The organism is Agromyces sp. Root1464, from assembly GCF_001427265.1.
GTDB classification, from domain to species: Bacteria; Actinomycetota; Actinomycetes; order Actinomycetales; family Microbacteriaceae; genus Agromyces; species Agromyces fucosus.
Genome location: NZ_LMFU01000002.1, coordinates 564,161 through 586,457, shown reverse-complemented (window position 1 = coordinate 586,457; position 22,297 = coordinate 564,161). Strand labels below are relative to the sequence as shown.

Sequence of the window (22,297 nt, the reverse complement as noted above, 5' to 3'; positions counted from 1 at the left end):
TTCCGTTGTCGCAATGCGCGTCAACGGCGAGCTCAAGGACCTCGCCACGACGGTCACGGACTCCGACGTGGTCGAACCCGTCACGATCGACTCGCCCGACGGCCTGAACATCCTCCGCCACTCGGCCGCGCACGTGCTCGCGCAGGCCGTGCAGTCGATCAACCCCGAGGCGAAGCTCGGCATCGGCCCGCCCGTCACCGACGGCTTCTACTACGACTTCGACGTCGCCGAGCCGTTCAACCCCGAAGATCTCAAGGCGCTCGACAAGGAGATGTCTCGAATCATCCGTGCCGGCCAGCGCTTCATGCGCCGCGTCGTCACCGACGACGAGGCGCGCGCGGAACTCGCGAACGAGCCGTACAAGCTCGAACTGATCGGCCTCAAGGGTTCGGCGTCGACGGGCGGCGACAACGAGAACGTCGAGGTCGGTGCCGGCGAGCTCACGATCTACGACAACGTGGACCCGAAGACCGGCGAGACCGTCTGGAAGGATCTCTGCCGCGGTCCGCACCTGCCGAACACCCGCATGATCGGCAACGGCTGGGCGCTCACCCGCATCGCCGCGGCGTACTGGCGCGGTTCCGAGAAGAACCCCCAGCTCCAGCGCATCTACGGCACCGCGTGGCCGACGAAGGACGAGCTGCGCGCCTACCAGCACCGACTCGAAGAGGCCGCGCGTCGCGATCACCGCAAGCTCGGGCGCGACCTCGACCTCTTCAGCTTCCCCGAGGAGATCGGTTCGGGGCTCTCGGTCTGGCACCCGCGCGGCGGAGTCGTCCGCATGGAGATGGAGCAGCACGCCCGTCGCCGGCACATCGAGGGCGGGTACACCTACGTGTACACGCCGCACATCTCGAAGGAGGACCTCTTCCTCACCTCGAACCACCTCGTCACCTACAAAGACGGGATGTTCCCGCCGATCGTCATGGACGAGGAGCGCGACGCCGAGGGCAACATCACCAAGCAGGGCCAGGACTACTACCTGAAGCCCATGAACTGCCCGATGCACATCCTCATCTACAGGGAGCGCGGGCGCAGCTACCGCGACCTGCCGATGCGGCTCGCCGAGAACGGCACCGTCTACCGCAACGAGCTCTCCGGAGCCCTGCACGGGCTGACCCGTGTGCGCGGCTTCACCCAAGACGACTCGCACCTCTTCGTCACGCCCGACCAGCTCGAGGAGGAGGCGACCAAGGTCATCGAGTTCGTCATCTCGATGCTGCGCGACTTCGGCCTCGACGACTTCGAGCTCGAGCTGTCGATGCGCGACGACGAGAAGGAGAAGTGGATCGGCTCCGACGAGTTCTGGGAGTACTCGACGAACGCGCTCCGCAACGTCGCGCGCTCGAGCGGGTTGAAGCTCACCGAGATGCCCGGCGAGGCCGCGTTCTACGGCCCGAAGATCGACCTGAAGACCCGTGACGCCATCGGCCGCACCTGGCAGCTCTCGACGGTGCAGGTCGACCCGAACCTGCCCGAGCGGTTCGGCCTCGAGTTCACCGACAGCGACGGTCAGAAGAAGCGCCCCATCATGATCCACCGGGCGCTGTTCGGTTCGATCGAGCGCTTCTTCGCGATCCTGCTCGAGCACTACGCGGGTGCGTTCCCGGTGTGGCTCGCTCCCGTGCAGGTCGTCGGCATCCCCGTGGCTGAAGACTTCGCACCGTACCTGGGTGCGATCATCGAGCAGCTGAAGGGCGCCGGCGTTCGCGCCGAGCTCGATGTGAGCGACGACCGCATGCAGAAGAAGATCCGCACGCACACCACCCAGAAGGTGCCGATCCAGCTCATCGCGGGCGACAACGACCGCTCGGGTGAGACGGTGAGCTTCCGCTTCCGCGACGGCACTCAAGAGAACGGCGTCGCGATCGCCGAGGCGGTCGAGCGCATCAAACAGGTCATCGAGGAGCGTCGCCAGGTCGTCACTCGCGACGACCTGTTCTCATGAGCGCGTACCAGCCCGACGAGTTCGAGGGCGTGCCGACGGATGCCGCGGCCGACCTCGCCGGCGTGCCCGACGCGTTTCAACGCCTCTGGACGCCGCACCGACTCGTGTACATCCAGCACGGCCAGCAGCCCGACGAGCACTCGTGCCCGTTCTGCCGTGCACCCGAGATGAGCGATGAGCAGTCGCTCATCGTCGCGCGCGGGGAGCACGCCTTCGTGCTGCTCAACCTCTACCCCTACAACAGCGGGCACCTGCTCGTCTGCCCGTACCGCCACGTCGCGACCTACGACGAGGCGACGCCCGAAGAGGTCGCCGAGATCGGCGAGCTCACGCAGATCGCGATGCGGGTCGTGAAGCAGGTCTCGAGGTGCGACGGGTTCAACATCGGCATGAACCAGGGCCGCATCGCGGGGGCGGGCATCGCCGAGCACCTGCACCAGCACATCGTGCCGCGCTGGGCGCTCGACTCGAACTTCTTCCCGATCATCGCCGGCACGAAGGCGCTGCCGCGCCTGCTCGGCGAAGTGCGTCAGGAGATCGCCGACGCGTGGCCCGCCTGAGCGTGGGCTCTCGACGCTCCTGCTTCGCTCCTCGACCGGCGTTCGCTCAGCGCACCTGGCGCACGGTGAACTGCAGGCTCGGGAACGCATAGAACTCCTGCGCCTCGACGAGCTGCAGCTCGCGCTCACCCGAGCTGTGCGTGAGCGAGAGCAGGTCGAAGACGCTCGACGCGGCGCGAGCGAGGGCGTCGGCCGCGTCGCCCGTGCGCCGGTAGTGCGCCGTGAAGAGCGCCGCGGTGACGTCGCCCGAACCGTTCGCCTTCATCGGCAGCAGCGGGGTCTGCACGATCCAGGCGCCCGAGTCGTCGACGGCGAGCATCTCGATGGTGCCGGCTTCGCGGTCGGGGCGCTCGACGCTCGTCACGAGGACGGTGCGCGGGCCGGTGGCGCGAACGAGGTCGACCGAGGCGAGCGTCGACTCGAGCGTGTCGGGCTCGGTCTCGGTGAGGAAGCCGAGCTCGAACTGGTTCGGCGTGATGATGTCGGCCGCCGGCACCACGCGGTCGCGCAGCAGGATCGGGATGGCGGGGGCCACGAAGCATCCGGATTTCGCATTGCCCATGACCGGGTCGCAGGCGTAGACGGCGTCGGGGTTCGCGGCCTTGACGCGTGAAACCGCATCGAGGATGACGTCGGCGATGCCCTCGCCGCCCTGGTAGCCCGAGAGCACGACATCGATCTGCGGGAACACGCCGCGATCCTCGATGCCGGTGATGACCTCGCGCACGTCGTCGGGGCTGATCATCGGCCCGCGCCACGCGCCGTAGCCGGTGTGATTCGAGAAGTTGACGGTGTAGACCGGCAACACCTCGACGCCGATGCGCTGCAGGGGGAAGACGGCGGCCGAGTTGCCGACATGGCCGTAGGCGACCGCGGACTGGATCGAGAGAATCTTCACCGCTCGATCATCGCATCTCCGTCGGTGCTCCGTCCGCGGTTGGGAGGTCAGCGGCGAACGGCCCTGACAGAGGCGCCGAGATCGGCCGCGAGCTTCTGCAGGTCGTCGTCGTCGAGGTCGTGCACCGTCAGGCGCAGGTGATCGGATGCCTCGCCGCCGCCGAGCGCGAACTCGTCACCGGGTCTCGCGAGCCACCCGCGGCGCATGAGCTGCTCCGAGACGGCCCGAGCGGGCGCGCCGAGCGGCACCCAGACGTTCAGGCCGTCGCCGGCGCTGGTCGGAATGCCCTCGGTCGTGAGCAGCTCGGCGAACGCGGTGTTGCGGGCGGCGTAGTGCTGACCTGCCGCACGGATCCCGGCCGTGATCTCGGGGTCCGTCGCGAGCGCACGTACGAGCCGCTGCAGCAGGTGGCTCACCCAGGTGGTTCCCGGCGTCAGCCGCATCGCGAGGCGGTCGGCGGTCTCCGGGTCGGACGCCGTCACGGCGAGGCACATGTCGGGGCCGAGGAACTTCGACACCGAGCGAACGAGCGCCCACCGCCGGTGCTCGGGGCCGATGAGCGAGTGGTACGGCAGCTGCGAGAGCAGCGAGTAGTGGTCGTCCTCGATGACGAGCACGTAGGGATGGTCGCGGAGCACCGCCCGCAGCTCGGCGGCGCGCCGCTCGGTGAGGCTCGCACCAGTGGGATTCTGCGCACGCGGCGTGCAGATGACGGCACGCACGCCGTGGTCGAGCGCGGCTCGAAGGCCTTCGACCGTCATGCCCTCGTCGTCGATGGGCACCGGGACCGGGCGGTAGCCAGCGACGCGCACCGTGTGGATGCTCGTGAGGAAGCACGGGTCCTCGAGCGCGACGGCGTCGTCGCGAGTGAGTGCCTGCGCGAGGAGCCGCTCGACGGCGTCGCCGGCGCCGCTCGTCACGGTGAGGTGCATCGGGATCTCGGGCGGCAGGTCCGCGCTCATCCAATCCTGCGCCCAGCGAGCCAAGTCGGGGTCGATGACGGGTTCGCCGTACAGCACGGGGCGTCGGGCGATGCTCGCGAGCGCGTGAGACGGGTCGGGGATGCGCGCCGGATCGGGGTTGCCGGTGCCGATGTCGCGGAGCGCCGTGTCCGCGGCGAACCCCTCCTGCGCCACGGCGGCACCGCCGGCGACCCGCGTGCCGCCGCGGCCGAGCGTGATCACGACTCCGGCGTTCATCAGCTGCCGATAGGCCGAGACGGCGGTGTTCCGGTTCACGCCGAGATGCTCGGCCAGGGTGCGGACCGGAGGGAGCGCGTCGCCCGGGCGGAGGGCGCCGCGCTCGATGAGCGTGCGCAGGCTGTCGGCGATCTCGGCCGCTGAGCGGCCCTCGATGTCGATGATGTGCACCGCCCCCTTCTTCGTGTCTGCGCCCATGATATCTTTTGGCCTAGGACAATAGTTCTGTTCGTCTGTTCTGATGTGCGACAGGGCGTCGCGCACCGCCGAGAGGATCCCTTGTGACCGTATCCGAAACGGGTTCGAGCCGCGTGAAGCGCGGCCTCGCCGAGATGCTGAAGGGCGGCGTCATCATGGACGTCGTCACTCCCGAGCAGGCGCGCATCGCCGAGGACGCCGGCGCCGTCGCCGTCATGGCCCTCGAGCGTGTGCCCGCCGACATCCGCTCGCAGGGCGGCGTCGCCCGCATGAGCGACCCCGACCTCATCGACGCGATCATCGCCGAGGTGTCGATCCCCGTCATGGCGAAGGCCCGCATCGGCCACTTCGTCGAGGCGCAGGTGCTGCAGGCCCTCGACGTCGACTACATCGACGAGTCCGAGGTGCTCTCGCCGGCCGACTACGTGAACCACATCGACAAGTGGGCGTTCAATACCCCCTTCGTCTGCGGTGCCACCAACCTCGGCGAGGCGCTCCGCCGCATCAACGAGGGTGCCGCGATGATCCGCTCGAAGGGCGAGGCCGGCACCGGCGACGTCTCCGAGGCGACGAAGCACATCCGCAAGATCTCCTCCGAGATCAACGTGCTCCGCTCGATGACGAAGGACGAGCTCTACGTCGCGGCGAAGGAGCTGCAGGCTCCGTACGAGCTCGTGCTCGAGGTCGCCGAAACCGGCAAGCTCCCGGTCGTGCTCTTCGTCGCCGGTGGCGTCGCCACTCCGGCGGATGCCGCAATGATGATGCAGCTCGGCGCCGACGGCGTGTTCGTGGGCTCGGGCATCTTCAAGTCGGGCAACCCCGAGGCTCGTGCGGCCGCCGTCGTCAAGGCGACCACGTTCTACGACGACCCCTCGGTCGTCGCCGCCGTCTCGCGGGGCCTCGGCGAGGCCATGGTCGGCATCAACGTCGCCGACCTCGCCGCACCGCACCGCCTCGCAGAGCGCGGCTGGTGACCACGAGCCTCAGGAGCGCGTCACTCGACGCGGGGCGGCCGGCTTCTGCCGGGCCCCGCGTCGGGGTGCTCGCACTGCAGGGAGACTTCCGCGAGCACGCGCACGTGCTCGGGACGCTCGGCGCCGAGGTCTCGCTCGTGCGCCGGCCCGAGGAGCTCGAGGCGATCGACGGTCTCGTGATCCCCGGCGGCGAGTCGAGCGTCATGGACAAGCTCTCGCGGATGTTCGGACTGCAGGCCCCGCTGAAGGCCGCGATCGCCGGCGGCATGCCCGTCTACGGCACCTGCGCGGGGCTCATCATGCTCGCCGACACGGTGCTCGACGCGATCGCGGGCCAGGAGTCGCTCGGCGGCCTCGACGTCGTCGTGCGACGCAACGCCTTCGGTTCGCAGAACCAGTCGTTCGAGACCGACCTCGACATCCCCGCCCTCGGCGAGGTGCCGGTGCACGCGGTGTTCATCCGCGGGCCGGTCGTCGAGTCGGTAGGGCCGGATGCCTCGGTGCTGGCCTCGCTCGCCGACGGTCGGGTCGTGGCCGTCGAGCAGGGCAACCTGCTCGGCACGAGCTTCCACCCCGAGATCACGGGGGAGCACCGCTTCCACGAGTACTTCCTCGCCAAGGTCCGCGCTCGGGCGTAGTTGCACGGCCGGCGACGCCGACGATGCGCGTGGTCGGCGGTGCTCGGTAGGGTCGCAGCATGGCCGACTTCATCGCTCTGCTCCGCGGCGTCAACGTCGGGGGCATCACCGTGAGATCCGCAGATCTGCGCGAACTGTTCGAGGGCCTCGGCTTCGTCTCGGTCCGCACGGTGCTCGCGAGCGGCAACGTCGTGTTCGAGAGCTCGGCGAAGGAGTCGCATGCGGCGCTGAAGGCCCGCATCGAGCAGGCGCTCCGCGACCGGTTCGACTACGACGCCTGGATCGTGCTCGTCACGCGCGCCGAACTGCAGCGCGCGATCGACGGCTTCCCCTTCGATGCCGATGACGAGCACCGGCAGCCGTGGGTGATCTTCGCCTCCGAAGACGACGTCCTCGACGAGCTCGCCGCGTTCGCGGGCGACGCCGATGCCGAGGTCGACCCGATCGCGCGCGGCGATGGTGTCGTCTACTGGAACCCCGTGAAGGGCACGACGGTCGACACGCCGTTCGCGAAGCTGCTCGCGAAGGCCAGGTTCAAGCCGACGACCACGAATCGCAACCTGAGGACGCTCCGCAAGATGGTCGGCTGAGCCCGAGGCCGGCGCTCTCTCCGGCGACGGAGTTCAGGGGATGCACCGAGCCGCGAGTCGGGTCGGCACCGGGGCGGGACGCCGAGGCATCCGCTTCGCTGTCTTCCCATGACCACTCGACTTCCCAGTTCCGGCGCGCCCGCGATGAGCGGCGCGCCTGCGACCACCTGCCGCAGCGACGAGATCGTACTCATCCACCGGCTGTTCCGACGCCTCTTCGGTGAGGCTCCCGCGCTCGTGCGGGAGGTCGTGCCCGGCGACGCTCCGCGCGCCGCCTTCCTCTCGAAGCACCTGCACGGCCTCACGAAGCTCCTCCACGTGCACCACCACGCCGAAGACGACTTCTTCTGGGATCGGATGACCGAGCGGGCGCCGGCGTGCGGACTCCACGTCGCGCTCATGCGGAAGCAGCACCAGTCGGTCTCCGACCAGTTGGACGAGATCGACACCCGGATCGACGACTGGACGGCGAGCGGTGCGGATGCCGCGGCGGCCGAGCACCTCGCGACGGCGCTCGACGAGGTCGACCGGAGCCTCGCCGAACATCTCGCCGACGAGGAGCGCGAGGCGTTCCCGGTGCTCGACGCGGTGCTCTCGGAGGCCGAGTGGGACGAGATCTCCGCGCATGCCCAGCGAGAGAAGCCGCCGCTGCCGCTGTTCCTGCTGCTGGGACTCATGATGGACGCCGTTCCCGAATCCGAGCGCGCCGCGTGGATGGCCCGCGAACTGCCCGCCCCGATGCGCACGGCGTACCGCCTGTTCGGTCACCGCAGTTACGAGCGAGCCATGCGCCGGCTGCATCCCATGCCGCAGAAGAGCGTGGAGGGCGGGCGTCGCTGACTTAGAATGGTGGCGCGCGAGCCGCGACCCGGCCGCGCGAGGATTCGATTCAGGAGACGCATGTCCGGGCATTCCAAGTGGGCGACGACCAAGCACAAGAAGGCGATCATCGATTCGCGCCGTGCGAAGTCGTTCGCGAAGCTCATCAAGAACATCGAGGTCGCCGCGAAGATGGGCGGCGCCGACCTCTCCGGCAACCCGACCCTGGTCGACGCCGTGCAGAAGGCGAAGAAGACCTCCGTCCCGAACGACAACATCGATCGCGCCATCAAGCGCGGCGCCGGCCTGACCGGTGAGTCGATCGAGTACACGACGATCATGTACGAGGGCTACGGCCCCAACGGCGTCGCGCTCCTCATCGAGTGCCTCACCGACAACAAGAACCGCGCCGCCGCCGAGGTGCGCACGCTCATGAGCCGCAACGGCGGCACCATGGCCGACCCGGGTTCCGTCGCCTACAACTTCGCGCGCAAGGGCGTCATCGTGGTCGCCAAGACCGACGGCCTCAGCGAAGACGACGTGCTCGGCGCGGTGCTCGACGCCGGCGCAGAAGAGGTCACCGACGAGGGCGAGACCTTCGAGGTCATCACCGAGGCATCCGACATGGTCGCCGCGCGCACCGCGCTGCAGGAGGCCGGCATCGACTACGACTCGGCGGATGCCGCGTTCGTGCCGTCGCTCAAGGTCGAGATCGATGCCGAGACCGCACGCAAGGTCTTCCGTCTCATCGACGCGCTCGAAGACAGCGACGACGTGCAGAACATCTACAGCAACTTCGACCTCACCCCCGAGGTGCAGGCCGAGCTCGAAGCGGACTAGCCGATCGCCGTGCGAGTGCTCGGCATCGACCCCGGACTCACGCGCTGCGGCGTGGGCGTCGTCGATGTCGAGCCGAACCGCACGGCGCGGCTCGTCGACGTCGTCGTGCTGCGATCGCCCGCGGAGCTCGACACCCCGCGCCGGCTCGTGCGCATCGCCGAGGGGCTCGAGGCGATCATCGAGGAGCACCGGCCGCAAGCCGTCGCCCTCGAGCGCGTGTTCGCCCGCAGCGACGTGTCGACCATCATGGGCACCGCCCAGATCTCGGGCGTCGCCATGCTGATCGCCGCACGCCGTGCGCTTCCCGTCGCCCTGCACACGCCGAGCGAGGTGAAGGCCGCCATCACGGGCTACGGCCGCGCCGACAAGAAGCAGGTGGGCGCCATGGTCGCGCGCATCCTCGGGCTCGACGAGGTGCCGAAGCCGGCGGATGCCGCCGACGCCCTCGCCCTCGCGATCTGCCACGCTTGGCGCACCGGGGGAGTCGCGGGCACTGCCGTCCGCGACAGCGCCGACGGATCCGCCGGTGACTCGGCACTCACACCGGCCCAACGGGCGTGGCTCGCCGCGGAGCGCTCCGCCTCCGTGTCGGGGGCGGCCCGTAGGCTGAAGCGGTGATCTCCTCTCTTCGTGGCCGTGTGCTCGCAGCTGCCGGTGGCTCGGTCGTGATCGAGGTCGGCGGGGTGGGGTTCCACGTCAACACGACCCCGGCGCTGGCCCTGTCGATGCGCGAGGGGCACGAGGCATCCGTGCACACGACGCTCGTCGTGCGCGAAGATTCGCTGACGCTCTTCGGCTTCGCGACGCGCGACGAGCTCGACGTCTTCGACCTCCTCATCGGCGTCACCGGCGTCGGGCCGAAGTCCGCGCTCGGCGTGCTCTCGGTGCTCTCGCCCGGGCAGATCGCCGAGGCGGTGCAGCGCGACGACGACGCCGTCTTCCGCAAGGTGAGCGGCATCGGCCCGAAGACCGCGAAGCTCATCACCGTCTCGCTGGCCGGCAAGCTCATCGCACCCGTCTCATCGACTCCGCACGCGCCCGTCGTCGTGGGTGGTGCCGCCGACAGCGTGCTCGCCGCGCTCACCGGGCTCGGCTGGTCGGAGCGGGTGGCTGCTGAGGCCGTCGACGAGACGATCGCCGCGGCATCCGACATCGAGGCCGCTTCGGTACCGACACTGCTGCGGCTCACGCTCGCTCGGCTCGGGCCCGCGCAGCAGACAGGGCGCACGCGATGAGCGACGACCTCGACCTGACCGACCCGGTGCTCGCCTCCGAGGCGGAGCTCGCCTTCGAGGGCGCGCTCCGGCCGAAGAGCCTCGGCGAGTTCGTCGGACAGACCCGGGTGCGCGGCCAGTTGCAGCTGCTGCTCACCGCGGCGACGCTGCAACAGCGCACGCCCGACCACATCCTGCTCGCGGGTCCGCCCGGGCTCGGCAAGACGACGCTCGCGATGATCGTCGCCCACGAGGGCGGCCGACCGCTGCGCATGTCGAGCGGCCCGGCCATCCAGCATGCCGGAGACCTCGCGGCGATCCTGAGCTCGCTCGTGCCCGGCGAGGTGCTCTTCATCGACGAGATCCACCGCATGGCGCGCTCGGCAGAAGAGATGCTCTACCTCGCCATGGAGGACTTCCGCATCGACATCATGGTCGGCAAGGGGGCGGGAGCCACCTCCGTGCCGCTCGACCTGTCGCCCTTCACCCTCGTCGGCGCGACCACGCGGGCCGGGCTTCTGCCGAACCCCCTGCGCGACCGGTTCGGCTTCACGGCGCACCTGGAGTTCTACGACGAGGCGGAGCTCGAGCAGGTGCTCGCGCGCGCCGGCACGATGCTCGGCCTCGACGCCGACAAAGAGGCCCTCGCCGAGATCGCCGGGCGCTGCCGCGGCACACCTCGCATCGCCAACCGACTGCTCCGCCGGGTTCGCGACTATGCGCTCGTGCACGGCGAACGCGCCGACCTCGCAGCCGTCCGCGCAGCGCTCGAACTCTACGACGTCGACCCGCTCGGGCTCGACCGTCTCGACCGCGCGGTGATGGAGATGATCCTGACCCGCTTCGGCGGAGGGCCGGTGGGCCTCAACACGCTCGCCGTCTCCGTCGGAGAAGAGGCCGAGACGATCGAGGCCGTGGTCGAGCCGTTCCTCGTGCGCATCGGGCTCATCACGCGAACCCCGAGAGGCCGCATGGCGACCCCGGCGGCCTGGCGGCACTTCGGTCTCGCAGCGCACGCACCCGATACGGCAGCGGCGCTTCCGATCGATGACCTATAATCCTTGAAGCTGACCCCTCAGCACCGATGACTTCGTGCGCGCGCCGCACTCCGGAAGGTACTTCTCCTCTCATGACGTTCGATCCGTTCACCATCATCATGCTCGCCGTCCTGGCGGTGCTCATCTTCTTCATGTTCCGCAACTCGCGCAAGCGTCAGGCCGACGCCCGCGAACTGCAGTCGAAGGTGCAGGCTGGCGCGAAGGTGATGACCAACTTCGGCGTTTTCGGCACCATCCTCTCGATCGACGAAGAGGAGAACCAGGTGCTCCTCGAGACCTCGCCCGGCACCGTCCTCACCGTGCACCGTCAGACCGTCGCTCGCGTCGTCGAGCCCAAGGCCGACGTCGTCGAAGAGACCGTCGCGGTCGAGGGCGAGCCCGAGTTCGGCGAGCGTCTCGATGCCGAGACCGACGTGACGTCCACGGACGCGACCGACGAGAAGCCCGACACCAAGAAGTCGGACGACTAAGACTCAACCCCAGGTTGGGCCCGTGCGCTGACGCGCGGGCTCTCTGCAGAGAAAGCGGAACACGTGGCTGCACCATCGAAGCGGTCATCTCGGCCGACCCCCGTGCGCAAGGCATGGAGATCACTCATCTGGCTGGGTGTCATCATCGCGCTGCTGTTCGGCATCAATGCCGCCGGCGTCATCTGGGGCGGCGGGTCGTGGACTCCGAAGCTCGCGCTCGACCTCGAGGGCGGCACGCAGATCATCCTCGAGCCCAAGGTCGAGACGGGCGCCAACGTCTCGCAGGAGCAGCTCGACCAGGCGGTCTCGATCATCCGCCAGCGCGTCGACGCCTCCGGCGTCTCGGAAGCGGAGATCAACACCGAGGGTGAGAACGTGGTCGTTCGCATCCCGGGCGAGCTCGACGACCAGACCCGCGCTCGCATCCAGCAGTCCGCGAAGCTCGAGCTCCGGGCCGTGCTGCTCGCGGACGCGGCGACGAACACCGCGATCGACCCGAGCGCGAGCCCCGAGCCGACCGAAGCACCTGCTGAGGAACTCGAGTCGACGCCGACCACCGAACCGACCGACGGCAGCGACCCGGCCTGGGTCACGCCCGCGCTGCAGCAGGAGTTCGACGACTTCGACTGCTCGCAGATCGATGAGAACTCGGCGAACGTGGCACCCGCCGACGAGCCGCTCGTCACGTGCGACGTCACCCGTACCGCGAAGTACCTCCTCGGACCGGTCGAGGCCAGCGGCGAGAACATCGTCGACGCCACCAACGGCATGGTGCAGACCCAGACGGGCGCGTCGACGGGTCAGTGGGCCGTCAACATCGTCTTCGACGCCGAAGGCACCGAAGACTTCGCCAACGTGAGCACTCGTCTGTACGGCCTGCAGGGCCAGACCCCTCGCGACCAGTTCGCCTTCGTGCTCGACGGTCAGGTGCTCACGGCACCGTCGATGAACGGCGCGATCACCGACGGCAAGCCGCAGATCACCGGCAGCTTCGACCAGGCCTCGTCGAAGGCGCTCGCCGACCAGCTGAAGTTCGGCGCGCTGCCCCTCAGCTTCACGGTGCAGTCCTCCGACACGATCTCGCCGACGCTCGGTACCTCGCAGCTGCAGTCCGGCCTGATCGCCGGCCTCATCGGCCTGATCCTCGTCGTGATCTACACGATCTTCCAGTACCGCGCCCTCGCGTCGGTCACCATCGCCTCGCTCGTGATCGTGGGCATCATCACCTACCTGATGATCACGATCCTGTCGTGGCGAGAGGGCTACCGCCTGTCGCTCGCCGGCATCGCGGGACTCATCGTCTCGATCGGTTTCACCGCCGACTCGTTCATCATCTACTTCGAACGCGTTCGAGACGAGCTCCGAGACGGCAGGCCACTCGTCGGCGCGGTCGAGGCCGGCTGGAAGCGCGCGTTCCGAACAGTGCTCGCGTCGAAGGCCACCAACCTGCTCGCCGCGATCGTGCTGTTCGTGCTCGCCGTCGGCAGCGTCAAGGGCTTCGCGTACACGCTCGGTCTCACCACGATCATCGACGTCGTCGTGGTCATCCTGTTCACGCACCCGATGCTGCAGCTGCTCGCGCAGACCCGCTTCTTCTCGAGCGGCAACCCATGGTCGGGCCTCGACCCGAACGCACTCGGCGCCGTGTACCGCGGTCGTGCCGAGTTCCGCAAGCCCGTCGGAGCGCCGGCGAAGAAGACCGCGGCCAGCGCGAAAGAAGCGCAGCGCCGCCAGACCATCGCCGAACGGAAGGCAGCTGCAGCAGTGGGCGCCTCCGATTCGTCCGACGAAGGGAAGGAGTCCTGATGGCGAACCGTCTCACGACCTTCGGCAATGACCTCTACACCGGCAAGCGGTCCTTCAACTTCGTCGGAGGCCGCAAGAAGTGGTACGCGATCGCCGGGGTCCTGATCCTGCTGTCGATCGTCGTTCCGCTCCTCACCGGAATCAACTTCAGCATCGAGTTCCGCGGCGGATCGCAGTTCCAGATCGCCGAGGTCGAGAACGCGACACCCGAGCCGGCGATCGAGGCGGTCCACTCCGTCGTGCCCGACGCCGAGGTGCGGGTGGCGATCGTCGGAGGATCCGGTGTGCGCGTGCAGACCGACCAGCTCGAGCAGGCGGATTCGGAAGACGTGAGCGGTGCTCTCGCCGAAGCGTACGACGTACCGGAGTCGGAGGTCACCTCCTCGTTCATCGGTCCCAGCTGGGGCGCGGATGTCACTCGGCAGGCCCTCGTCGGCCTCGTCGCATTCCTCCTGCTCGCGGGCATCATCATGGCGCTGTACTTCCGCACCTGGAAGATGTCCCTCGCGGCGATCCTCGCGCTCATCGGCGACCTCGTGGTGACCGTGGGCATCTATGCTGCGGTCGGCTTCGAGATCAGTCCCGCAGCGACCATCGGTATCCTCACGATCCTCAGTTACTCGCTGTACGACACCGTCGTGGTCTTCGACAAGATCCGTGAGAACACCGCGGAAGACGGTCAGGAGTCGAGGCGCACCTTCGCCGAATCGGTGAACCTCGCGGTGAACCAGACCCTCGTGCGTTCGATCAACACGAGCGTAGTGGCCGCTCTTCCCGTCGCGGCGATCCTCTTCATCGGAGCCGGCGTGCTCGGAGCCGACACGCTCCGCGACATCTCGCTGGCGCTCCTCATCGGCATCCTCGTCGGCACCTGGTCGACGGTGTTCGTCGCCGCTCCGCTCTACTCGCAGTTGCGTGAAGGGGAGCCGGCGATCCACCGCCACGACCAGAAGGTCCTGAAGGAGCGCGAGCGCGCGGCATCCGTCTCGACGGGGGCCGAGGCGCTGCCCACCGCATGATGTTCGCGGCCGGCGTGAGCCGTGTGGCGCGTCGAAGCCTCCGGAGCGGCGATAATTGAGTTCCGGAGGTGAGCGATGACGGAGACGGGTGTCAACTCGACGGCATCGCTGCGCCGTCTGGTACCGCGCATCTTCTCCAAGGCACAGCCCTCTGGCGCGGTCGACACCCTCATGCGCACGGTGCGGATGCACCATCCGAAAGCCGATCTCTCGCTCATCGAGCGGGCGTACACGGTCGCGGAGCGCGCGCACGAGGGGCAGAAGCGCAAGAGCGGTGAGCCGTACATCACGCACCCGATCGCGGTCGCGCAGATCCTCGCCGATCTCGGCATCGGATCGAAGACGGTCGCCGCGGCGCTGCTGCACGACACCGTCGAGGACACCGCGTACACGCTCGACCAGGTGCGGGCCGACTTCGGCGACGAGATCGCCATGCTCGTCGACGGCGTCACGAAGCTCGACAAGGTCAAGTACGGCGACTCGACGCAGGCGGAGACCGTTCGCAAGATGATCGTCGCGATGTCGAAAGACATCCGGGTGCTCATCATCAAGCTCGCCGACCGGTTGCACAACGCGCGCACGTGGGGTTTCGTGCCGGCGGCGTCGGCTGCGCGCAAGGCGACCGAGACCCTCGAGATCTATGCACCGCTCGCGCATCGCCTCGGCATCCAGACGATCAAGTGGGAGCTCGAAGACCTCTCGTTCGCCGTGCTCTACCCGAAGCTCTACGCCGAGATCGAGAGCCTCGTCAAGCAGCGCACTCCGCAGCGCGAAGAGTTCGTGCAGAACGTCATCGACCTCATCGCAGACGACCTGAAGGCTGCGAAGATCCGGGGCAAGGTCGTCGGTCGGCCCAAGCAGTACTACTCGATCTACCAGAAGATGATCGTGCGAGGCCGTGACTTCGACGAGATCTACGACCTCGTCGGCATCCGGGTGCTCGTGAACTCGGTGCGCGACTGCTACGCGGTGCTCGGCGCGATCCATGCCAGGTGGACCCCGCTGCCCGGCCGCTTCAAGGACTACATCGCGACGCCGAAGTTCAACCTGTACCAGTCGCTGCACACGACCGTGATCGGCCCGAAGGGGCGCGCGGTCGAGATCCAGATCCGCACGCACGACATGCACCAGCGCGCCGAGTACGGTGTCGCGGCGCACTGGAAGTACAAGGAACGGATGGCCGGAGGGCGCACCGCCGACAAGTCGGGTCAGAACGAGACCGACATGGCGTGGCTCGCTCACATCTCCGACTGGCAGGCCGAGACGGCCGACCCGGGGGAGTTCCTCGATTCGCTGCGCTTCGAGATCGGCGCCAAGGAGGTGTACGTCTTCACCCCGAAGGGTCGGGTGATCGGCCTGCCGGCCGGCGCGACCCCGGTCGACTTCGCTTACGCCGTGCACACCGAGGTCGGTCATCGCACGATGGGAGCGAAGGTCAACGGCCGTCTCGTCCCACTCGAGAGCGAATTGCTGAGCGGCGACGTCGTCGAGGTGTTCACCTCGAAGAACCCCGACTCGGGGCCGAGCAAGGACTGGCTCAGCTTCGTCAAGAGCCCGCGTGCCCGCAACAAGATCCGGCAGTGGTTCACCAAGGAGCGGCGCGACGAGGCGATCGAGCAGGGTCGCGACGCGATCGCCCGCGCCATGCGCAAGCAGAACCTGCCCCTGCAGAAGCTCATGAACCAGGAGTCCTTCGCCGAGGTGGCAGCCCAGCTGCGCTACGACGACGTCTCCTCGCTGTACGCCGCCGTAGGCGAAGGCCACGTGTCGACGCAGTCGGTGCTCGAGAAGGTCGTCGCGCTCGTGCGCGACGTCGACGAGGGCGACGAGCCCGACCTGCCGATCCCGGTGCGTTCGCGGCCCCTGCCGCGGCACTCGGACTCCGGAGTCCTCGTGCGCGGTGCGCCCGACATCCTCGTCAAGCTCGCCCGTTGCTGCACTCCCGTGCCCGGCGACGAGATCGTCGGCTTCGTCACGCGCGGCGCCGGCGTCTCGGTGCACCAGGCGAGCTGCCACAACGTGCAGAGCCTCATGCAGGAACCCGAACGCATGATCGACGTGGAGTGGGCGCCGAGCTCGAAGAGCGTCTTCCTCGTGCAGATCCAGATCGAGGCACTCGACCGCGCGGGGCTCCTCTCCGATGTCACGCGCGTGCTCTCGGAGCACCACGTCAACATCCTCTCCGCCAACGTCTCGACGTCGACCGACCGCCTCGCGCTCAGCCGCTTCGTCTTCGAGATGGGCGACACCACGCATCTCGATCGTGTGCTGAATGCGGTTCGACGCATCGACGCCGTCTACGACGTGTATCGCGTCAGCGACGGCTGACGGCGGCCGGCCGAGCCCGATCGAATTCCGTCGGATCGAATTCGACGAGCCTCGCATCGACGTGATCGAGCCGATCGAGGGCGAGGCTCCGGTGCGGCATGCGGATCGCCTCGTCGAACCGCCGACGCAACCGGGCAGCGAGCTTCGCGTCGGCCCTGCAGAGCGCGGTGACGATCGACTCGACCTCCCCGTCGTCTTCGGCGTGCTCGCGCAGCAGGTCGAAGCCCGTGCGCACGACGTTGGTGCATCGCGCGAACGGGAACTCGATGATCTCGTCGGGCTCGATCGCGACCTCGCGCACGACGACGCGCGGCACCGAGACGAGCGCGACCCGTGCGGTGCGGGACACGCAGAACTGCGCGAGCATCGGGGGAGCGTCGAGCGCGCCGTGCACCCAGGCTGCCGATCGTCGTTCGACCACGAGCGCACGCGGCGCGCGGAGCGCAACGGCCGCCGCTCGCAGTGACGGCAGATCGGGCTCATCGACGGGTGCCCACCCGTCGCCGATGGGCATCAGTTCGCCGTCGATGCGGGCGGCGCAGAGTTCCGCGAGCGAGAGGTCGTCGATGCTGAGCACGTTCGGGAGCTTGGCCATACGGACATGCTCCGGCACTGGTGCCCTTCAGGGCGCAGTCAGGCGCGATCTGTGGACAACGGCGCGCTCACGACAGTAGCGCGGCCGAGACCGCGACATCGCGAGGGGGAATCAGCCGCCGACGGCCTTGAGCCAGGCCTTGCGCGCATCGAGGGCTTCGCGAGCGGATGCCGCGGCCTTCGCGTCGCCGGATGCCTCAGCAGCCGCGAGCTCGGCCTCGAGCTTGTCGATCGCGTCGTGGAGCTGACCGAGCATGCCCTCGGACCGCGCCTTCTTCTCGGGGTCCTCGCGCTGCCAGCGCTCCTCCTCGAGCGACTTGACGTGGTTCTCGATCTTGCGCAGGCGGTCTTCGACGACGCGCACCTGATCGCGCGGAACCTTGCCGATCTCGTCCCACTTGCGCTGGATCTTGTTGAGCCCGGCACGAGCCTGCTTCGGGTCCTGCTCGGTGAGCAGGGGCTCGGCCTCGGTGAGCAGCGCGAGCTTCTCCTCGAGGTTCGCGCGGTAGCTCTCGTCCTCCTGCGCGTCGATCTCGGCCTTCGCGCCGAAGAGCACGTCGCCGGCGGCCTTGAACTTCGCCCAGAGGGCGTCGTCGAGCTTCTTGCCGGCACGGCCCGCGAGCTTCCACTCGTCGAGCAGGTGACGGTAGTCGCCCACCGCGTCGGCACCGCGCGGGGCGAGCGCCTCGGCCCGCTCGATCAGCGCCTGCTTGCGCGAACGCACGTCGCGGTGCGCTGCGTCGAGCTCGGCGAAGAACGCCTTGCGGTGCGTCTCGATCGTCGAGCGGGCGGCGCGGAAGCGCTTCCAGAGCTCATTGGCCTCGTTCTTCGGCAGGCGCGGTCCGTCTTGCTGGTGGCGCTGCCAGCGCGCGAAGAGCTCATCGAGCTCTGCGGTGGCCTGCTTCCACTGCGTCTTCGCGGGGTCGCCGGCCGCGAGGGCCTCGGCTGCCTCCACGATCGCGGTGCGCTCGGTGACGGCCTCGGCGACCGCGGCCTTCGACTCGGCCTGCTGCTGTTCGGTCAGCTCCTTGGTCGTGCCCGAGAGCGCCTCGAGACGACGCCCGAGCGATTCGAGGTCGCCGACCGCGTTGGCCGTGGAGACGGAGGACTGGAGCGAGGCCACGGCCTTCGAGACATCCGCTGCGGGCGCACCTCGGCGCACGCGCTGTTCGAGCAGGCCCACCTGGCCCGCCAGATCGGCGTACTTGCGCTCGAAGTAGGCGAGTGCCTCTTCAGCCGAGCCGTCGGGGTACTGCCCGACCGCTCGTTCGCCGTCGCTCGTGCGCACGAAGACGGTGCCCGTCTCGTCGACGCGGCCCCACGGTTGCTGATCTGAATCGGTCACGGCCTCACCCTGTCGTATGTCGGATGCCGCCCGTGGGCGACGTTGACGGCATCAAGCCTATTGCACCGCCGAGGGGCGGTGCGGGCGCTCACTCGATCGTGAACGCCGTGATCGTGGTCGGCACGGCGGGGGCACCGTCGCCGGCACCGTCGCTGGTGCCCGCGTCGATGACGCCGGCTCGGAGCGCGTCGAGACCGCTCGTCACCTTGCCGATGACGGTGTAGCCGCCGGTGTCGCCCGGCAGCGTCGTGTCTTCATAGACGATGAAGAACTGGCTGCCCTGGCTGTACTGCGATGCTGCACGGGCCATCGCGATCGTGCCGGCGGGGTAGACGCCGTCGGACGGAACGTTCTCGACGGGCCCGTAGCTGTAGCCCGGGCCACCCGTGCCGTCGCCGCTCGGGTCGCCGCACTGCAGCACCCAGATGCCCTCGGTCGTGAGACGGTGGCAGCTCGTGCCGGTGTAGAAGCCCGACTGGGCGAGACTGATCTCGCTCGAGACGGCCTGCGGGGCGGCCGCGCCGTCGAGCTCGACGCCGAGCGGGATGTCGTTGAGCGTCAGCGTGCCGGTCCAGGTGCGGTCCTCGGCGATGTCCGCGGAGGGCACGTCGCCCTGGTTCTCCTCTTCGGCCGCCGGAGTCGGAGTCGGGGTCGCCGTGTCGGTGGCAACGGGCTCGGCGCCCGGTCCGCCGCTGAAGTAGAAGATCTGCGCGGCCGTGGCGAGGGCGAGTACGACGACGAGCGCGAGCACCGCGATCACGTTGTCGCGGGTGCGCCGGCGCTGCTTCCGGGTGTGGACTTCCTGGCGTGCCTGGTAGGTGCGAAGGCGCGCTCGTTCTTCACGCGCCTGTCGGTCGTTCGATGCCACGCATGCTCCTTCTCGGGACTCCTGCGTGCCGACTCTACGCAAGGCGGGGTGCCCAGACCAATCGCCGCACCGAACTCCGCGCCGAGATCCTCAGTCGGAAGCCGCGACTCGCGTGGCGTCGTGGTCGATTCGGGCCGGAGATCCGGTGTCGGATGCCGCGACTCGTGTGGCGTCGTGGTCGATTCGGGCCGGAGATCCCGTGTCGGATGCCGCGACTACGCTTGAAGACATGGTTGATTCCGGCCCGGGGCTGCGCTCAGGCGCGACCCCGCTCGCGGTGCGCATGCGCCCGACGAGCCTCGACGAGGTGGCCGGCCAACGGCATCTGCTGACCCCGGGGTCGCCGCTCGTCGCCCTCGCGGGCGATCGCTCGGGGGAGTCGGGCTCCGTCTCCGTGATCCTCTGGGGGCCGCCCGGCACCGGCAAGACGACGCTCGCCCAGGCGATTGCGCGCTCTTCAGGCCGCAAGTTCGTCGAATTGTCCGCGGTGACGGCGGGCGTGCGCGACGTGCGCCAGGTGATGGAGGAGGCGCGGGCGAGCCGCGACCTCTACGGGCTCTCGACGGTGCTCTTCCTCGACGAGATCCACCGCTTCACGAAGGCCCAGCAAGACGCGTTGCTGCCCGGCGTGGAGAACGGGTGGGTCATCCTCGTCGCGGCGACGACCGAGAACCCCTCGTTCTCCGTGATCTCGCCGCTCCTGTCCCGATCCCTCCTGCTGACCCTCGAGCTCCTCACCGACGACGACCTCGGAGTCCTCGTCGACCGCGCGGTGACCGATCCGCGGGGCCTCGCCGGCAAGGTCGCCCTCGACCCCGAGGCGCGGGCCGCCATCATCCGGCTCGCGTCGGGCGACGCACGCCGAGCGCTCACGGCGCTCGAGGCGGCCGCGGTGGCCGCGGCGCAGTCCGTTCCGGCGGCGGATACCGCTGAAGCCGATGACGAGGCCGAAGACGGCGACACGGCAGACCGCCCGGCCGACGACACGGCGGCAGGCGACGACGCGGATGCCGCGGCATCCGCTCCGCCGATGATCACGACCGAGATCGTGGCTCGCGCGGTCGACCGCGCCCTGCTGCGCTACGACCGCAACGGCGACGAGCACTACGACGTCATCAGCGCGTTCATCAAGTCGGTGCGCGGCAGTGACGTCGACGCCTCGCTGCACTACCTCGCCCGCATGATCGAGGCGGGCGAAGATCCGCGGTTCATCGCGCGGCGCATCATCGTGCTCGCCTCCGAAGACATCGGTCTCGCCGACCCGAGCGCGCTCGGCGTGGCCGTGGCCGCCGCCGATGCCGTGCAGTACATCGGCATGCCGGAGGGTCGCATCCCGCTCGCGCAGGCGGTCGTGCACCTGGCCACCGCCCCGAAGTCGAACGCCGCCTACCTCGGCATCAACCAGGCGATCGCCGACGTGCGTGAAGGCAAAGCGGGCCGGGTGCCGAAGCACCTGCGCGACGCGCACTACCCCGGGGCGAAGCGGCTCGGGCACGGCAAGGGCTACAAGTACCCGCACAACGACGAGATCGGCGTGGTCGAGCAGCAGTACCTTCCCGACTCGTTGCGAGGGGCCGTGTACTACGAGCCGACCGAGCACGGCAACGAGCGCGAGGTCTCGGCACGGCTCGCGAAGCTGCGACGCATCGTGCGCGGCGAGCGGTGACGTCGAAGCGCACGTCGTCATCGTGATATCATTTCCGTTGGCCTGAAGCCTGATTCCCGAGCGCGGCTGCGAGGGAGTCACCGGCGAACGGGTGCGATCTGTAGCCGATCCACCCTTGGCGAATCCCTCTGACACAGATTCCCGGCGCACGTTCGCGCCGTGATTTCACTTGAGATTCTTCCGAAAGGACATTCGTGTCGAACCAGTCACGTAGCAAGACCCGCCTCTCCCGTGCGCTCGGCGTCGCCCTCACCCCGAAGGCCGCCCGCTACATGGAGAAGCGCCCGTACGCTCCCGGTGAGCACGGCCGCACCAAGCGCAAGCAGGACAGCGACTACGCCGTCCGTCTGCGCGAGAAGCAGCGCCTGCGCGCCCAGTACGGCATCCGCGAGAAGCAGCTGAAGATCGCCTACGTCGAGGCCAAGCGCACCGACGGCCTGACCGGTGAGAACCTGGTCGAGCTGCTCGAGATGCGTCTCGACGCCATCGTGCTGCGTGCCGGCTTCGCCCGCACCATCTCGCAGGCTCGCCAGTTCGTCGTGCACCGTCACATCCTCGTCGACGGCCAGCTCGTCGACCGCCCGTCGTTCCGCGTGAAGCCGGGCCAGCTCGTGCACGTCAAGGCGCGCAGCGAGGGCACCGAGCCGTTCCAGGTCGCCGCTGCCGGCGGTCACGTCGACGTGCTGCCCAAGCTCCCCGCGTACCTCGAGGTCGAGCTCGACAAGCTCCAGGTGAAGCTCGTCCGTCGCCCGAAGCGCGCCGAGGTCCCCGTGACCTGTGACGTGCAGCTGGTCGTCGAGTACTACGCCGGTCGCTGACGCAGAGCAGTTGAGACAGGGGTCGCGGGGTTTCCCGCGGCCCCTGTGTCGTACCCGGCGAGTGCCTGCGACACGGCCACTAGACTGATGCGAGGCGTGCCGAGCGCACCGCCAGGCGACACATCGATCAGGGAGCAGGAGCACCTCGTGAAGAGCATTCTGTGGTTCACCGTCGGCGTCGCGGCCGGATTCGCGGTCGCACACCAGGTCAACCAGACCAAGCAGGGGCGAGACTTCTTCTCCGCGGTGGACGCGAAGGCCCGCGCCTTCGGCCACGCGATCGCCGAGGGCTACCACGCCCGCGACGCCGAGCTCCGCGCCGAGCAGGGCGAGACGCACGCGGCGCTCTGAGCCGACGCGAGCCGGGTCGACGAGAACCACGTCGGCGCGACCTCGCCGCCACGAATGCGAAGGCCCGGATGCCCCGGGCACGACCGAGAACGGAAC

22 protein-coding genes are annotated in these 22,297 nt (G+C 68.8%); 17 read left to right on the top strand and 5 right to left on the bottom strand.

Going from position 1 to position 22,297, the window contains the following annotated elements; translation table 11 throughout:
- Positions 1-13: 13 nt before the first annotated feature.
- A complete protein-coding gene (gene thrS / locus ASD23_RS08525) occupies positions 14-1,948 on the top strand; it encodes a threonine--tRNA ligase (RefSeq protein WP_235507772.1) in 1,935 nt (644 codons plus the stop codon).
- Complete coding sequence (locus ASD23_RS08520) at positions 1,945-2,508, top strand: HIT family protein (protein ID WP_056009364.1); 564 nt, start codon at positions 1,945-1,947, stop codon at positions 2,506-2,508. The genes thrS and ASD23_RS08520 overlap by 4 nt, the downstream gene beginning before the upstream one ends.
- 46 nt (positions 2,509-2,554) lie before the next feature.
- Here ASD23_RS08520 and pdxY read toward each other — a convergent pair whose 3' ends face one another.
- Both pdxY and ASD23_RS08510 read right to left on the bottom strand, forming a co-directional pair.
- Complete coding sequence (gene pdxY, locus ASD23_RS08515; protein ID WP_056009362.1) at positions 2,555-3,406, bottom strand: pyridoxal kinase PdxY; 852 nt, start codon at positions 3,404-3,406, stop codon at positions 2,555-2,557.
- A gap of 47 nt (positions 3,407-3,453) precedes the next feature.
- On the bottom strand, positions 3,454-4,803 hold the full coding sequence (locus tag ASD23_RS08510) for an aminotransferase class I/II-fold pyridoxal phosphate-dependent enzyme (protein WP_056009360.1): 1,350 nt from the start codon (positions 4,801-4,803) through the stop codon (positions 3,454-3,456).
- A gap of 83 nt (positions 4,804-4,886) precedes the next feature.
- Here ASD23_RS08510 and pdxS point away from each other — a divergent pair, with 83 nt between their 5' ends.
- The 12 genes from pdxS (at position 4,887) to ASD23_RS08450 (ending at position 16,559) form a co-directional block, all read left to right on the top strand.
- The gene (pdxS, locus tag ASD23_RS19245) at positions 4,887-5,777 is read left to right on the top strand and encodes a pyridoxal 5'-phosphate synthase lyase subunit PdxS (RefSeq protein ID WP_056009358.1); all 891 of its coding nucleotides are present in this window, start codon (positions 4,887-4,889) and stop codon (positions 5,775-5,777) included.
- Positions 5,774-6,415 (top strand): pyridoxal 5'-phosphate synthase glutaminase subunit PdxT, encoded by a 642-nt coding sequence (gene pdxT / locus ASD23_RS19240; RefSeq protein WP_082571314.1) that lies wholly within the window; start codon positions 5,774-5,776, stop codon positions 6,413-6,415. Before pdxS ends, pdxT begins: the two co-directional genes overlap by 4 nt.
- Before the next feature lie 59 nt (positions 6,416-6,474).
- Positions 6,475-7,005, top strand: coding sequence for a DUF1697 domain-containing protein (locus tag ASD23_RS08495; RefSeq protein ID WP_056009354.1), 531 nt, complete (start codon positions 6,475-6,477; stop codon positions 7,003-7,005).
- Positions 7,006-7,113: 108 nt separating this feature from the next.
- Positions 7,114-7,845: a hemerythrin domain-containing protein gene (locus tag ASD23_RS08490; RefSeq protein WP_082571313.1), complete on the top strand. Its 732-nt coding sequence runs from the start codon at positions 7,114-7,116 to the stop codon at positions 7,843-7,845.
- Between the two features lie 60 nt (positions 7,846-7,905).
- Positions 7,906-8,664: a YebC/PmpR family DNA-binding transcriptional regulator gene (locus ASD23_RS08485; RefSeq protein ID WP_056009349.1), complete on the top strand. Its 759-nt coding sequence runs from the start codon at positions 7,906-7,908 to the stop codon at positions 8,662-8,664.
- 9 nt (positions 8,665-8,673) lie between these two features.
- On the top strand, positions 8,674-9,282 hold the full coding sequence (gene ruvC, locus ASD23_RS08480) for a crossover junction endodeoxyribonuclease RuvC (protein ID WP_199470560.1): 609 nt from the start codon (positions 8,674-8,676) through the stop codon (positions 9,280-9,282).
- On the top strand, positions 9,279-9,899 hold the full coding sequence (gene ruvA / locus ASD23_RS08475; protein WP_056009345.1) for a Holliday junction branch migration protein RuvA: 621 nt from the start codon (positions 9,279-9,281) through the stop codon (positions 9,897-9,899). The genes ruvC and ruvA overlap by 4 nt, the downstream gene beginning before the upstream one ends.
- Positions 9,896-10,936 (top strand): Holliday junction branch migration DNA helicase RuvB, encoded by a 1,041-nt coding sequence (ruvB, locus tag ASD23_RS08470; RefSeq protein WP_056009343.1) that lies wholly within the window; start codon positions 9,896-9,898, stop codon positions 10,934-10,936. Before ruvA ends, ruvB begins: the two co-directional genes overlap by 4 nt.
- Before the next feature lie 71 nt (positions 10,937-11,007).
- Complete coding sequence (yajC, locus tag ASD23_RS08465; RefSeq protein WP_056009341.1) at positions 11,008-11,406, top strand: preprotein translocase subunit YajC; 399 nt, start codon at positions 11,008-11,010, stop codon at positions 11,404-11,406.
- Positions 11,407-11,469: 63 nt separating this feature from the next.
- A complete protein-coding gene (gene secD, locus ASD23_RS08460; protein WP_056009339.1) occupies positions 11,470-13,212 on the top strand; it encodes a protein translocase subunit SecD in 1,743 nt (580 codons plus the stop codon).
- Complete coding sequence (secF, locus tag ASD23_RS08455) at positions 13,212-14,231, top strand: protein translocase subunit SecF (protein ID WP_056009337.1); 1,020 nt, start codon at positions 13,212-13,214, stop codon at positions 14,229-14,231. Before secD ends, secF begins: the two co-directional genes overlap by 1 nt.
- 75 nt (positions 14,232-14,306) lie before the next feature.
- On the top strand, positions 14,307-16,559 hold the full coding sequence (locus ASD23_RS08450; protein WP_056009335.1) for a RelA/SpoT family protein: 2,253 nt from the start codon (positions 14,307-14,309) through the stop codon (positions 16,557-16,559).
- On the opposite strand, the gene ASD23_RS08445 is transcribed toward ASD23_RS08450, so the two are convergent.
- The 3 genes from ASD23_RS08445 to ASD23_RS08435 form a co-directional block, all read right to left on the bottom strand.
- The gene (locus ASD23_RS08445; RefSeq protein WP_056009333.1) at positions 16,546-17,154 is read right to left on the bottom strand and encodes a hypothetical protein; all 609 of its coding nucleotides are present in this window, start codon (positions 17,152-17,154) and stop codon (positions 16,546-16,548) included. The two genes, ASD23_RS08450 and ASD23_RS08445, sit on opposite strands and share 14 nt — an antisense overlap.
- Before the next feature lie 111 nt (positions 17,155-17,265).
- Complete coding sequence (locus tag ASD23_RS08440; protein WP_056009330.1) at positions 17,266-18,498, bottom strand: DUF349 domain-containing protein; 1,233 nt, start codon at positions 18,496-18,498, stop codon at positions 17,266-17,268.
- An 88-nt stretch (positions 18,499-18,586) separates the two neighbouring features.
- Positions 18,587-19,366 carry a peptidylprolyl isomerase gene (locus ASD23_RS08435; protein ID WP_056009328.1) on the bottom strand — a complete coding sequence of 260 codons (780 nt, stop codon included), beginning with the start codon at positions 19,364-19,366 and terminating at the stop codon, positions 18,587-18,589.
- Positions 19,367-19,595: 229 nt separating this feature from the next.
- Here ASD23_RS08435 and ASD23_RS08430 point away from each other — a divergent pair, with 229 nt between their 5' ends.
- The 3 genes from ASD23_RS08430 to ASD23_RS08420 all read left to right on the top strand — a co-directional run bounded on the left by ASD23_RS08430 (position 19,596) and on the right by ASD23_RS08420 (position 22,201).
- Positions 19,596-21,032 (top strand): replication-associated recombination protein A, encoded by a 1,437-nt coding sequence (locus ASD23_RS08430; RefSeq protein WP_082571311.1) that lies wholly within the window; start codon positions 19,596-19,598, stop codon positions 21,030-21,032.
- A gap of 194 nt (positions 21,033-21,226) precedes the next feature.
- On the top strand, positions 21,227-21,850 hold the full coding sequence (rpsD, locus tag ASD23_RS08425) for a 30S ribosomal protein S4 (protein WP_056009326.1): 624 nt from the start codon (positions 21,227-21,229) through the stop codon (positions 21,848-21,850).
- A 147-nt stretch (positions 21,851-21,997) separates the two neighbouring features.
- Complete coding sequence (locus tag ASD23_RS08420) at positions 21,998-22,201, top strand: hypothetical protein (RefSeq protein ID WP_056009324.1); 204 nt, start codon at positions 21,998-22,000, stop codon at positions 22,199-22,201.
- The last annotated feature ends 96 nt before the right edge of the window (positions 22,202-22,297 follow it).